Raw genomic sequence first — 12,722 nt, 5'->3', positions numbered from 1 at the left:
ATAAATTATTATGGCAGGAGGTGGTAGACTAACCGGACGTCAGAAGATGATCAACCTGATGTATCTCGTGTTCATTGCAATGATGGCTTTGAACGTGGATCGTGAGGTGTTGAGATCTTTCGAAACGATAAATACATCTTTAGAGTCAACAACGACTTTAACGAAAACAAATAACGATACCTTCTATGGTCAAATTGATCTAAAAGCGAAGGATGATCCAACTTATGCAAAAACTCAAGCAGATGCTGCAGAAGTTAAAAAACAAACAAATGATTTTGTTGCTTATATCGATGGATTGAAAAAAGAATTAGCTGGTGCTGATTTTGTTTCAGGATCAGAAGATACAGATTACAATGCATTGTCTAATACAGAGCCTGTAGTTTCTTTATTCTTTAAAGGAAAAGGAGGAGACAAAGGAAATGAGAAAGCACAAGAGTTTACAAATAAAATTGATGGGTTCAGAAATTTCTTAATGACTTTTGCTAAACAAAGTCCAGATGCTAAAAATGCTGAAGCGCGTATCAATGAATTTTTTGGAACAACACCAAAAACGAAAAATCAAAGCTGGATGCAAGAAAAATTCTATGATCAACCAATGGTTGCGTCATTAACGAATTTATCTAAAATGCAAATGGATGCACGTACAGAAGAAGGTAACTTAGTAAGAGCATTATTATCTGGTAAATTAGAAGAGAAAATCGAGTTGGATGCATTCCAAGGTTTATTCTTATCGCCAGGTGTTGTAAAAGTAGGTGATGAAGCTGTTCTTAATGTAGTTTTAGGAGCTTACGATAATTCTATCAAAGGTTCTGTTTCTACAAGTGTTGGTTCTGCTGCTGTTGTTGATGGTAAAGCTTCTATTAAGTTGAATACATCATCAGTTGGTATGCATCAATTAACAGGTAACATTACTTATGTATCGAATGGACAAACGAAAACGGTTAATATTGCACCTTCAACTTATCAAGTTGTAGCACAAACATTAGATAAAAAGGCTGCAGAGATTATTGAAAAAGATCCAACAGGAGGTTCTATTGTTGCAGATAATTTACGTGTTGTTTACCGTGGAGTATCTAACCCTATCTCAGCGACAATTAATGGAGCAAACGGACCAGTTAGTTTAAGTGCTTCTTCTGGAAGTCCTTCTGGAGCTGGAGCGAACAAATGGAATTATACGCCTGGAGGAGGAAACGAAGTGGTGTTTACGGCATCTGCAAGAGCAAGTTCTGGTAAAACATTATCTGTTCGCGAAACATTCCGTATCAAACCAGTTCCACCAGCACGTGGTGTAATTCTAGGAAATACAAGTCCAGCTATTCCAGATAATGGAATTGCAGCACAAACAATTCGCGTAGATTGGCCAGATTTCTTATTCCCAATTTCGGGTGAAGTAACATCTTTCAATGTAAAAGTTCCTGGTCAGGCAACGGCTCGTGTTTCTGGAAATAAAATGTCAGGAGCGGCTGGAGTTATTTCGAAAGCGAAAAAAGGTGATATTATTGGTGTGTTCGATATTAAATATCGTACAAATTCAGGAGCAACTGGAGAAGCATCATCTATCGCAATTCAAGTACAATAATTTAAAAAGTAAAAATTTAAAATATGAAGTATCTTTTGTTTGGTTTAATGAGTTTTTTCTCAACTCTTACAATGGCGCAAAATGTTCTTAATGCTGTTTCGCCAGAACAGTTAAGAAAAGACCGCGAAAATAAAACAAGAGTTGATGAAGCTGGAGATACAGTAAGTACGGCTCAAGATCCTATGAAATATGGCTTTATCGAAGATAAAGATGTTTTATGGTCGAAAGTTGTATGGGAAGTAATTGATTTGAATGAGCGTCTAAATCAACCATATTATAGATCTGGTGATGAGTTAGTGCAAAATTCTAAATCTTTATACGATGTATTGGTTGACGGAGTTCGTAGCAAAAAGATTAGAGAAGTTTACGACGATGAGTACTTTCAAACTAAAATGAGTTATGAGCAAATTATGGCTCGTAATGAGAAGAAAGATACACAACAGTATTACTACGATATGAAAGCTGCTGGAGAAACTCCTGACGAAGCTGCTATTTTTAATTATAAAATTAAATCTGACGATATCAAAATGGTAAAAACGAAAGGTCTATGGTACATCGACCGTCGTTTAGGAGAATTAAAATATCGTTTGTTAGGTTTAGCAATTATGGGACCTGATGCGCAATCGTTAGGAACAGAGTTTGCTGACGGAGCTTTCGTAGATTTGTTCTGGATTTGGTATCCAGATGCTCGTAATGTTTTGGTGAATGCAACGGTATTCAATCCAAGTAATTCAAATTCGGCAATTACATATGATGAGATGTTAAATGCACGTAGATTTAGTTCTATTATTTACAAAGCTCAAACAATGTATGGAACGAAAATGATTGATGATTACATTCCAAATGATGCGAAAGGTCAATTAGAAGAACATCACAAAATTAGAAATTCTATCATTCAGTCAGAAGCTGATATGTGGAATTACTAATCAGAATACAAAACAAAGAATCCAGTCATTTGACTGGATTTTTTGTTTAAACTTTAGTTCAAATTAAATAAAAGCCATGAAAAATATTTTATTATTATCATTACTAATAATATCAATTAATAGTTTTGGACAAGCAAAAACTCTTTCTAATTCTATTAAAAAATCAACAACTAAATTAGACGAAAGCGAAAAAAGAATCACCTTAAGAGACTTTGTAGAGAATATCTATATTAATGCTCTAAATACTTTTGAAGGAGAAAAAATAGTTTAATTTTTCTACAATGTTTTTTTTCAGAATTTAGTTAATCCTTAAAATCTAAAATAGATACCTTTGTAAGCAAATTTTAGAAATTGAAAAAAGTAGAATATATCATCGTTGGTCAAGGTGTTGCAGGGAGTTGTATGGCGATGAAATTGTTGAAAGAAAAAAAATCTTTTGTGGTGATTGATAATCATTTTCACAAAGCATCGGCGATTGCTGCTGGAATTTTTAATCCTGTTGTGCTAAAACGATTTTCAATTGTTTGGAATGCAACAAAACAAATCGAAAGATTACGAGAGGTTTTTGGTTATTTTGAACAATTGTTAAACAAAAAATATATCTACAATTTTCCAGTTTATAGAATTTTTAATGACGAACAAGAGAAAAAAACGTGGTTGAAAAAAGCGACAACTCATCCAGATTTGATTGATTATTTAGCAACTGATACAGAACAATTGAATGATTTTTCTTCAATAAATTCTCCGATAGGTTCTGGCGAAGTTTTGCATACAGGCCGTGTTGATTTGACAAATCTTTTGGCTGATTTTAAAAATTATTTAGTCAAAAATGATTTGTTTCTTGATGAAACTTTTGATTTTAATGAATTAAAATTAGAGGATAATCAAACGAGCTATAAAAAAATCGAAGCAACTAAAATAATTTTTGCCGAAGGTTATAATATTTTGAACAATCCTTATTTCAAAAATTTACCTATAATTGGTGTAAAAGGCGAAGTGTTGAGAATTAAAACAGAAGCTAATTTACCTGAAGCAGTTGTGAAAGGAAAAGAATTTTTGATGCCTTTAGAAAATAATCAATATTTTGTAGGCGCAACTTACGATCGTGATCATGTGAATTATGAAAATACTGAGGATGCAAAACAATATTTGGTTGAAGGTGTTCAGAATTTTTTTAAAGATGATTTTGAAGTTGTGGAACAACATGCGTCAATTCGTCCAACGGTTGTGGATCGTCGTCCAATTATAGGAGCGCATCCAACGCATCAACAATTGATTTGTCTAAATGGAATGGGAACGCGTGGGACAATGTTAGCGCCTGTGATGGTGGATGATTTGTACGATTTTTTAGAAAATAATCAACTAATTGACAAAGAAGCGAACATTGCACGTTTCTATGATCGATTTTAAACCTATTTTGAATGAAAAAATTTGACATAAAAATATTTGCAATTCAACTTGTAGCAAGCGTTTTGTTATTTTTAGGAATTCAACAATTTTACGTCTTGGCTGAATTAGATTTGATTGAATTAATTCATTCAATGGGAAAAGATAATTTTGCCTTTTTGGTTAGAAAAAGTGACGAATTCGGAATCAGCGAAAAACTGAAACATTTAGCTACAATGAAAACAATTTTGAGTTTTGTAGGTATTGTTTTGGCGTATATTTTATGTTCAGTAATTAATCATAAACGCAATTACGATTGGAAAATGTCTGTAATTATAGTAGTATTGTGTTTTTTAGTTTTTCAATTCAGATTAATGAACCTTCCAATTAATTTTATTGCAACCAAAAATCTCGCATTGGCTTATTTTGTGCCAGCAACTTTTTCGATTTTAATCAGTTTTGTATTGTATTTTTTGAGTTATCGTTTAAAACCTTAAAAAAAATCAATGCAAAATTCTACAATTAGCATTAATATTTTTAGCTTCTTTTATAAAAGTTAAAGCTAATTGTTCATCGTTAACATCAATTGTTATTGAATGTCCATCTAATAATTTGTCAACATTACTTTTAGCAACTTTTAATGATATTTTTAGTAAGTCAATTTGTAGATGTGTTAAAGTGACTTTTTGAAATCCTTCATTCCAGCCATCAAATATTATCTTCATAAGTGATTTTAAATATTGTTAAAAATAGAAATGAATACTTGTTTTAAGTTCTAATGCTTTATGAAATATATTAATAATATTTTCGCATTCAGGATATGTTTTCTTCAATTGATTATAAGTGTTTTCAATTAAAACTAAATTATTAATTTTTTCGTCTTCATAATCGTCAATTATTGAATTACAAGTTTGATTAATTAAATCAAAAACACCTTTCTTCCATAAAATATTAAATTCTGATTCATTTAACCTAATTTCGATTAATTCGTTTGGAGAAGCTGTATCATAATCTAATTTTAATTCAGCTTCTTTATTAATAGGAACAATAATAATTTTACTCATAATCATTAATTGAAAGGTGATTGTTATTTTTAAAACACTTTCACAATATACTACTTATAGTTTTGAGATAAGTTTTCATCTAACAAAAAACATTGTATTTTTGCAAAATGTTATTAGTACAAAATTTAGGAGTTTATTTTGCGGGTAGATATTTATTCGAAAACGTTTCGTTCCGCATCAACAAAGGAAACCGTGTTGGTTTGGTAGGGAAAAATGGAGCAGGAAAATCTACTTTGCTTAAAATTTTAGCCAAAAGTCAGCAATCTTCAGAAGGTGAAGTTGTTTACGAAGGCGACGTTACAATCGGATATTTATCGCAAGATATTGATTTTGTACAAGGAAGAACGGTTTGGCAAGAAGCGGATTCTGCTTTTGAGCAATTGGTTGAAATTCAAGAACGTATTGATTTTGTAAACAAAGAATTAGCTGAAAGAACAGATTACGAATCGGACGAATATGGAAAATTAATTGAAGATATTTCTCATTTAATAGAACGTTTCGGACTTTTAGGTGGTTACACAAAAGATGCTGAAATCGAACAAATTTTAATTGGTTTAGGATTCAAAAATTCAGATTTTCATCGCCCAACAGAAGAATTTTCTGGAGGTTGGAGAATGCGAATTGAATTGGCAAAACTATTGTTGCAAAAACATGATGTAATGCTTTTAGATGAGCCTACCAACCATTTGGATATCGATTCGATTGTTTGGTTAGAAGATTTCTTGAAAGATTATCCTGGAGCTGTTGTGTTGGTTTCGCACGACCGTCAATTTTTGGATAACGTAACTAATCGTACAATCGAAATTGCAAATCGCCACATTTCTGATTTTAAAGCGAATTATACGCGTTATTTAGAATTGCGTGAAGATCGTCGCGAAAAATTAGAGCAAGCACAGAAGAATCAAGAGCAAATGATTAAGCACACGGAAGATTTAATTTCAAAATTCCGTGCAAAAGCTAATAAAGCTTCGATGGCGCAATCATTAATCAAAAAATTAGATAAAATAGAACGCATCGAAATTGAAAATGATGATGTAACGAAAATGAATATCCGTTTTGTGGATGCTGTTCAGCCAGGTAAAATTATTTTCGAGTTAGATGATGTAGGTGTTGCTTTTGGTGATCATCAAGTTTTTGATCATGTTTCTTTTTATGTTAATCGAGGAGAAAAAGTAGCTTTTGTTGGTCAAAATGGTCAAGGAAAAACGACTTTATCGCGTGCGATTATCAACGAACAAGAGCATTCAGGCAAAATAAAACATGGACATAATGTAGAAATCGGATATTTTGCCCAAAATCAAGCACATGTTTTGAATGATAAATTAACGGTTTTAGAAGAAGCAGAAAATTCTGCAACAGAAGAAACACGTAAACATGTTCGCGATTATTTAGGTGCATTTATGTTTGGTGGTGATGCTGTTGAGAAAAAAGTTTCGGTTCTTTCGGGAGGTGAGCGAAATCGTTTGGCGTTGTGTAAATTATTGTTACGTCCATTCAATGTATTAATCATGGATGAGCCAACGAACCACTTGGATATTGTATCAAAAGAATTGTTGAAAAAAGCTTTACAAAAATATTCTGGAACTTTGATTTTAGTATCTCATGACCGTGAATTTTTAGAAGGTTTAGTAGATAAAGTGTTCGATTTCCGTAATGGTCAAGTGAAAGAATATCTTTCTGGAATTGATGATTATTTGGCGCAAATAAAAGCGGGAAGTTTCCGTGAAGTGGAGAAAGGAAATAGTTTGGCTGCACGAAAAGAAGAGAAACCGATTGAGGTTAAAATAGAACAAGCGAAAAGAGTTTTATCTTTTGAGGAAGAGAAAGAGCAAAAACGTCTTAAAAATAGATTGTCAAGAATAGAAACGGAGATTTCTGATTTAGAGACGAAGATTGCCGATTTAGAAAATAAGTTGCATGCAGGTTCGCAAACGCAACAAGAATTAGATAAATACTCGAATCTGAAAAATGATTTAGACAAAAAAATGTTAGAGTGGGAGGAGGTTTCTGAACAAATTATCTAATGATAGAAATAGAAAAAAAAGTGCTACAAACTGTAGCACTTTTTTTGTACATTATATTTTTAGAATAAAACAAAATGCATAAACAATCATTTGCTGCAATTATATCAGAACTACCAAAAACATTAATTCTTGGCTCTTTACCTGGTGATATATCGTTAGAAGTTAATCAATATTATGGACATCCGCGTAATCGATTTTGGAAAATGATGTTTGAGATTTTTGAGACAGAATTTTCAGAAGATTATGAAATAAGAAAACAACTTATTTTACAGAATAAGTTTGCGCTTTGGGATGTTGCACATTCTGCTGACAGAAAGGGAAGCATGGATGTGGATATGAAAAATGTTTTGCCAAATCAGATTGATGAATTGTTGAATGAATATCCTACAATTGATAAAATAATTTTCAATGGAAAGAAATCAGAACAATTATTTTGGAAATATTTTGATGAAAAAACATCTATTGAGTATATTTCTTTGCCAAGCACAAGTCCTGCAAATGCTCAATTTTCTTACGAACGATTGATTGAAATCTGGAAAAATGCAATTATTTAAGATGAATTTTTAATGTTCAAAATAATTTAATCAAAGAAAAGTAAAATTATTTTAGTGCTTAAAAATATTATGATGAGAAACTTAGCTTTTAATGTAAAATAATTATGAAAAAAATGTTTCCTAAAAGTTTTGTAATTAAAAAAGCTGTTCTATATTTGCACTCACAATCGCGGGAATAGCTCAATTGGTAGAGCGTCAGCCTTCCAAGCTGAATGTTGCGGGTTCGAGTCCCGTTTCCCGCTCTAACTTCTTTCTTAGAAGTGGATGCCTTGGTGGTGGAATTGGTAGACACGCAGGACTTAAAATCCTGTGTCCATTAGGACGTGCGGGTTCAAGTCCCGCCTGAGGTACAACAAAGCTCAAGAATTTATTTTCTTGGGCTTTTTTTGTTATATATTTTTTTCATAAAATAGATTTATAAAAAAAAAACCACCTAAATAGCTTTAGATGGTTTTTTTTAATTATAAGTTGTAATAAATTACTTATTCATTGAGATTAAAAACTCTTCGTTAGAGCGTGTATGTTTGATACGATCGTGTAAGAATTCCATCGCTTCTACAGGATTCATATCCGATAAATGGTTGCGAAGAACCCACATTAATTGTTGTGTTTTGTCGTCTAATAACAAATCGTCTTTACGCGTAGAAGAACTTACTAAGTCAATTGCAGGGAAAATACGTTTGTTCGAAATCTTACGATCCAATTGTAATTCCATGTTTCCTGTTCCTTTAAATTCTTCGAAAATAACTTCATCCATTTTAGAACCTGTATCAATCAATGCAGTTGCAATAATTGTAAGAGAACCTCCATTTTCGATGTTACGAGCTGCTCCAAAGAAACGTTTTGGTTTGTGCAATGCATTTGCATCAACACCACCCGACAATACTTTACCAGAAGCTGGCGAAACAGTATTGTAAGCACGTGCCAAACGCGTAATAGAATCTAAAAGAATCACAACATCGTGTCCACATTCTACCATACGTTTTGCCTTCTCTAAAACGATATTTGCAACTTTTACATGGCGATTTGCTTCCTCATCAAACGTAGACGCAATAACCTCTCCGTTTACCGAACGTTTCATATCTGTTACCTCTTCCGGACGCTCATCAATTAATAAAACAATCAAATAAACTTCTGGATGATTTTGCGCAATTCCATTCGCAATATCTTTCAATAACGTTGTTTTACCCGTTTTTGGTGGCGCCACAATCATTCCACGTTGACCCTTACCTATTGGTGTAAATAAGTCAATCACGCGATTTGATAAAGATTTAGAATTACTTAAATTGAATTTCTCGTTAGGGAAAAGTGGAGTTAAATGCTCAAAAGCGATACGATCACGTACATAATCTGGCGTACGACCGTTGATTTCTTTAATTTTGATTAAAGGAAAATATTTTTCACCTTCTTTTGGAGGACGAACTTCTCCTGTAATTGTATCTCCCGTTTTTAATCCAAATAATCTAATTTGAGATTGAGAAACATACACATCATCAGGCGAAGACAAATAATTAAAATCAGATGAACGTAAAAAACCATAATTATTATCTGGTAAAATCTCTAAAACACCTTCAGTTTCAATAATTCCATCAAATTCATAATTCGCAGCGCGATATTTATTTTTTTGATTTTGATTGTTGTGGTGATTATTTTGTTGAGATTGATCGTTTTGATTACGATTATCAGATTGATTATTTTTCTTCTGATTATTTTGGTTATTCTTTTTCAGATCTTGGCTTTTGTTCGCTCGTTCCTGAAATTTATTAACGCGAGGATTATTTTCTTCCTTTTTTTCTGTTTCGGTAGAAGTATTTTCAACTTTTTCAGTTTTTACTTCTTCTGCAACAGCCTCTTTTTGTTGAACTTCTCCTTCCGAATTCTGAACTCGTTTGCGTTTCGGTTTCTTATCTTCTGTAGGCAGATTTTCAGCTTCATCTTTTTTAGCAGGTTTTGTTTCAGCTTTTTCTTCAACCTTTGGTTGGCTGTTGATAAAACCTAAAACTGCGTCTAACAACTCACCTTTTTTTAATTTCTTATACCCATCGATTTTTAATTGCTCTGCAACTTGTTGTAAATCTGGTAATTTGAATGATTTTAATTCTTCGATATCAAACATAATCCTATAATGAAGGTATTAATGTGTTTATATTTTTTTATTCAATAAAGTAATTGGGAATCATAACAATAGAATTGTTATAAAGCGTATAAATTTGAGATTTATTAATGCAATAGTACGAATAATTATAAAAACTCAAAAAGTTTTTTTACATTTGTATTCGAAATTTAAGAAATGATTCAAAGAAAGCAAAGTATATATTTATTCTTAAGTGGAATAATTTCGAGTATATTCGCCATGAATTTTGATAAGCTGTTTGATATTCCATTAAATTGGTTACAATATCCGGAGAAAGGAGATTACATTTTTTCGTTAGCCTTTTTCTCATCAGCTTTAATTTCATTTTTAACCATTATGTTTTTCAAAAAACGTAAGTTACAAATTAGCTTAGGATGGTTAAACATTATTTTGAATGTTTTATTAATTGGTTCTTTTGTATATTGTCTATTAACATTACCTGGAGAAGGAAATTCTGAGAAAGGTATTTGGGCATTAGTTCCTTTAGCTTCGATTGTGCTTCTGTCAATTGCCAATCGTTTGATTAAGAAGGATGATGATCTTGTAAAATCAGTAGACCGTTTCAGATAGACCAAAAACTTTTTATATTATGAGTGTCTAAAAGCAGTTTCAAGCAATTGAAACTGCTTTTTTCGTTTAAAGAAGTTTATTCGAATGTTAAATAAAAATTTATTTTATATTGAAAATTTTTAAAAACAAAACCAAAAAAAAAGGGGTGTTGAATTTATTTGTGATAAAATTTTAATACAACCCCTAAAAAAATCAGGGTGTTTTTATTTTATGTTTAATTTTTATTTATTTTTGCATCATAAAACAACACAAAGTAATTTTCTTATGACATCATTTCGTTTTGAAGCATTAAAAGCCGCAAGCAATCGCAAACCGGTAGCTGTTCCTGAATTAGGGAAAAAATCAGAAATTTTTGCAAGCAATGTTTTCAATGACAAAGCAATGCGTCAACATTTAACTTCAGAAGCTTATAAAGCCGTTCGTTCTGCAATGGATTATGGTACTAAAATAGACCGTAAAATGGCAGATTTTGTTGCTTTAGGAATGAAAGAATGGGCGATGAGCAAAGGTGTAACACACTATACGCACTGGTTTCAGCCATTAACAGGAACAACAGCAGAGAAACATGATGCATTTTTCGAAACTTCATTTGATGGAGCAGATCCTGTAGAAAAATTTAGTGGATCATTATTAGTTCAACAAGAACCAGATGCATCTTCTTTTCCAAATGGAGGAATTCGTAATACATTCGAAGCACGTGGATATACCGCTTGGGATCCAACTTCACCAGCATTTATTTTTGGAACAACATTATGTATTCCGACAGTATTTGTTTCGTACACAGGAGAAGCTCTAGATAATAAAGCACCTTTGTTAAGAGCGCTTTTATCAATTGATGAAGCCGCTACAGAAGTAGCGAAGTTCTTCGATAAAAATGTGAAGAAAGTAATTCCGACTTTAGGTTGGGAACAAGAATATTTCTTAATTGATGATGCTTTAGCGGCTTCTCGTCCAGATATTTTACAAACTGGTAGAACATTGTTAGGACATGTTTCTGCAAAAGGTCAACAATTAGAAGATCATTATTTTGGTTCGATTCCTACACGTGTTTTAAATTATATGCGCGATTTAGAAAACGAATGTATGTTGTTAGGAATTCCTGTAAAAACGCGTCACAACGAAGTTGCTCCAAATCAATTTGAGTTAGCCCCAATTTTTGAAGAAACGAATTTAGCAGTTGACCACAATTCATTATTAATGGATGTGATGCAAAAAGTAGGAGAGCGTCATCATTTTAAAGTGTTATTCCACGAAAAACCATTCAAAGGAGTTAACGGATCAGGAAAACACAATAACTGGTCGTTAGCAACAGATACTGGAGTAAATTTATTAGCGCCAGGAAAAACACCAAATAGCAATTTACAGTTTTTAACGTTTTTTATCAATACCATCAAAGCAGTTTCAATTTACGAGGAATTGTTACGTGCTTCTATCGCTTCGGCTTCTAATGACCATCGTTTAGGTGCGAATGAAGCTCCGCCTGCAATTATTTCAATTTTTATTGGTCAGCAATTAACAAAAGTATTGGAAGAATTAGAAGGTGTTTCGACAGGGAAATTATCTCCAGAAGAAAAAACTGATTTAAAATTAAACGTTGTAGGTAAAATTCCAGATGTTTTATTAGACAATACTGACAGAAACAGAACTTCACCATTTGCTTTTACAGGAAATAAATTTGAGTTCCGCGCTGTAGGATCAACTGCAAACTGTGCAAATGCGATGACAACCTTGAACGCAATTGTAGCAAAACAATTGATTGATTTCAAAAAAGAAGTTGATGCCTTGATTGAAACAGGTTTGAAAAAAGACGAAGCAATTTTCAATGTTTTACGTGAGTATATCAAAGAAACAAAAAATATATTATTCGAAGGAGACGGATACAGCAAAGAATGGGAAGAAGAAGCAGCTCGTAGAGGATTGTCAAATCACAAAACAACTCCATCAGCTTTAAAAGCAAAAGTTTCTCAAAAATCGTTGGATTTATTCTCGGAGCTTAATGTAATGAACAACACAGAAGTTGAAGCGCGTTATGAAATCGAATTAGAAGATTACATCAAGAAAATTCAGATTGAAGGTCGTGTTTTAGGTGATATTGTTAGGAATCATATTATTCCGACAGCTTTCAAATATCAAAATATATTGATCAAAAACATTAAAGGATTCAAAGATATTTTTGGAGATGATTATGAAGAATATGCAGGCGAGCAATTAATCATTTTAAAGAAAATTTCGATGCATGTAAACGAATTAAACGCAAAATTGCACTTAATGATGGATGCGCGTAAAGAAGCAAATGTGGTTGAATCTTTAGAAGAGAAAGCATATGCTTATTGTGATAAAGTAAAACCATATTATGATGAAATTCGTTACCATGCGGATAAGTTAGAATTAATGGTAGACAACGAATACTGGGTCTTAACAAAATACAGAGAATTATTATTTACGAGATAATATTTTCAACAATAAATTACTAAACCGATGAGAA

General features: G+C 32.3%; 12 protein-coding genes and 2 tRNA genes. 11 read left to right on the top strand and 3 right to left on the bottom strand.

What is annotated here, in order from left to right:
• Positions 1-82 precede the first annotated feature (82 nt).
• From B3J26_RS07690 to B3J26_RS07670, 5 genes are all read left to right on the top strand, one after another.
• The gene (locus B3J26_RS07690; protein ID WP_291074042.1) at positions 83-1,579 is read left to right on the top strand and encodes a GldM family protein; all 1,497 of its coding nucleotides are present in this window, start codon (positions 83-85) and stop codon (positions 1,577-1,579) included.
• A 23-nt stretch (positions 1,580-1,602) separates the two neighbouring features.
• Positions 1,603-2,505, top strand: a complete 903-nt coding sequence (gldN, locus tag B3J26_RS07685) for a gliding motility protein GldN (protein ID WP_038332933.1) — start codon at positions 1,603-1,605, stop codon at positions 2,503-2,505.
• A gap of 76 nt (positions 2,506-2,581) precedes the next feature.
• Positions 2,582-2,776: a hypothetical protein gene (locus B3J26_RS07680; RefSeq protein WP_291074041.1), complete on the top strand. Its 195-nt coding sequence runs from the start codon at positions 2,582-2,584 to the stop codon at positions 2,774-2,776.
• 80 nt (positions 2,777-2,856) lie between these two features.
• Positions 2,857-3,915: an NAD(P)/FAD-dependent oxidoreductase gene (locus B3J26_RS07675; protein WP_291074039.1), complete on the top strand. Its 1,059-nt coding sequence runs from the start codon at positions 2,857-2,859 to the stop codon at positions 3,913-3,915.
• Between the two features lie 11 nt (positions 3,916-3,926).
• Positions 3,927-4,388, top strand: coding sequence for a hypothetical protein (locus B3J26_RS07670; RefSeq protein WP_115001691.1), 462 nt, complete (start codon positions 3,927-3,929; stop codon positions 4,386-4,388).
• Between the two features lie 6 nt (positions 4,389-4,394).
• Here B3J26_RS07670 and B3J26_RS07665 read toward each other — a convergent pair whose 3' ends face one another.
• Positions 4,395-4,616 carry a hypothetical protein gene (locus B3J26_RS07665; protein WP_115001689.1) on the bottom strand — a complete coding sequence of 74 codons (222 nt, stop codon included), beginning with the start codon at positions 4,614-4,616 and terminating at the stop codon, positions 4,395-4,397.
• Between the two features lie 18 nt (positions 4,617-4,634).
• Positions 4,635-4,955 (bottom strand): hypothetical protein, encoded by a 321-nt coding sequence (locus tag B3J26_RS07660; protein WP_115002126.1) that lies wholly within the window; start codon positions 4,953-4,955, stop codon positions 4,635-4,637.
• Between the two features lie 107 nt (positions 4,956-5,062).
• On the opposite strand from B3J26_RS07660, the gene B3J26_RS07655 reads away from it, so the two are divergent.
• The 4 genes from B3J26_RS07655 (at position 5,063) to B3J26_RS07640 (ending at position 7,883) form a co-directional block, all read left to right on the top strand.
• The gene (locus B3J26_RS07655) at positions 5,063-6,979 is read left to right on the top strand and encodes an ABC-F family ATP-binding cassette domain-containing protein (RefSeq protein WP_291074037.1); all 1,917 of its coding nucleotides are present in this window, start codon (positions 5,063-5,065) and stop codon (positions 6,977-6,979) included.
• A 74-nt stretch (positions 6,980-7,053) separates the two neighbouring features.
• Positions 7,054-7,533: a DNA-deoxyinosine glycosylase gene (locus B3J26_RS07650; RefSeq protein ID WP_291074035.1), complete on the top strand. Its 480-nt coding sequence runs from the start codon at positions 7,054-7,056 to the stop codon at positions 7,531-7,533.
• A gap of 169 nt (positions 7,534-7,702) precedes the next feature.
• A tRNA-Gly gene (locus B3J26_RS07645) sits at positions 7,703-7,775 on the top strand.
• A 24-nt stretch (positions 7,776-7,799) separates the two neighbouring features.
• Positions 7,800-7,883: transfer RNA gene (locus B3J26_RS07640), tRNA-Leu, on the top strand.
• Between the two features lie 128 nt (positions 7,884-8,011).
• Here the strand turns inward: B3J26_RS07640 and rho are convergent.
• Positions 8,012-9,649, bottom strand: a complete 1,638-nt coding sequence (gene rho, locus B3J26_RS07635) for a transcription termination factor Rho (protein ID WP_221856089.1) — start codon at positions 9,647-9,649, stop codon at positions 8,012-8,014.
• 174 nt (positions 9,650-9,823) lie between these two features.
• Between rho and B3J26_RS07630 the strand changes: the two genes are divergently transcribed.
• Entirely contained in the window at positions 9,824-10,237 is a 414-nt protein-coding gene (locus B3J26_RS07630) for a DUF4293 domain-containing protein (RefSeq protein WP_291074032.1), read from the top strand.
• Between the two features lie 264 nt (positions 10,238-10,501).
• Positions 10,502-12,688, top strand: coding sequence for a glutamine synthetase III (locus B3J26_RS07625; RefSeq protein WP_291074031.1), 2,187 nt, complete (start codon positions 10,502-10,504; stop codon positions 12,686-12,688).
• Positions 12,689-12,722: the final 34 nt, after the last annotated feature.

The organism is Empedobacter sp. UBA5987 (assembly GCF_002429865.1).
GTDB lineage: Bacteria > Bacteroidota > Bacteroidia > Flavobacteriales > Weeksellaceae > Empedobacter > Empedobacter falsenii_B.
This window is presented reverse-complemented; position numbering and strand designations above follow the sequence as displayed.

What these genes read in the sequence shown, in the direction of transcription:
- B3J26_RS07690 (WP_291074042.1), top strand. Translation starts at nt 83, where the DNA reads ATGGCTTTGAACGTGGATCGTGAGGTGTTGAGATCTTTCGAAACGATA.
- gldN (WP_038332933.1), top strand. Translation starts at nt 1,603, where the DNA reads ATGAAGTATCTTTTGTTTGGTTTAATGAGTTTTTTCTCAACTCTTACA.
- B3J26_RS07680 (WP_291074041.1), top strand. Translation starts at nt 2,582, where the DNA reads ATGAAAAATATTTTATTATTATCATTACTAATAATATCAATTAATAGT.
- B3J26_RS07670 (WP_115001691.1), top strand. Translation starts at nt 3,927, where the DNA reads ATGAAAAAATTTGACATAAAAATATTTGCAATTCAACTTGTAGCAAGC.
- B3J26_RS07665 (WP_115001689.1), bottom strand. Translation starts at nt 4,616, where the DNA reads ATGAAGATAATATTTGATGGCTGGAATGAAGGATTTCAAAAAGTCACT.
- B3J26_RS07660 (WP_115002126.1), bottom strand. Translation starts at nt 4,955, where the DNA reads ATGAGTAAAATTATTATTGTTCCTATTAATAAAGAAGCTGAATTAAAA.
- B3J26_RS07655 (WP_291074037.1), top strand. Translation starts at nt 5,063, where the DNA reads ATGTTATTAGTACAAAATTTAGGAGTTTATTTTGCGGGTAGATATTTA.
- B3J26_RS07650 (WP_291074035.1), top strand. Translation starts at nt 7,054, where the DNA reads ATGCATAAACAATCATTTGCTGCAATTATATCAGAACTACCAAAAACA.
- rho (WP_221856089.1), bottom strand. Translation starts at nt 9,649, where the DNA reads ATGTTTGATATCGAAGAATTAAAATCATTCAAATTACCAGATTTACAA.
- B3J26_RS07630 (WP_291074032.1), top strand. Translation starts at nt 9,824, where the DNA reads ATGATTCAAAGAAAGCAAAGTATATATTTATTCTTAAGTGGAATAATT.
- B3J26_RS07625 (WP_291074031.1), top strand. Translation starts at nt 10,502, where the DNA reads ATGACATCATTTCGTTTTGAAGCATTAAAAGCCGCAAGCAATCGCAAA.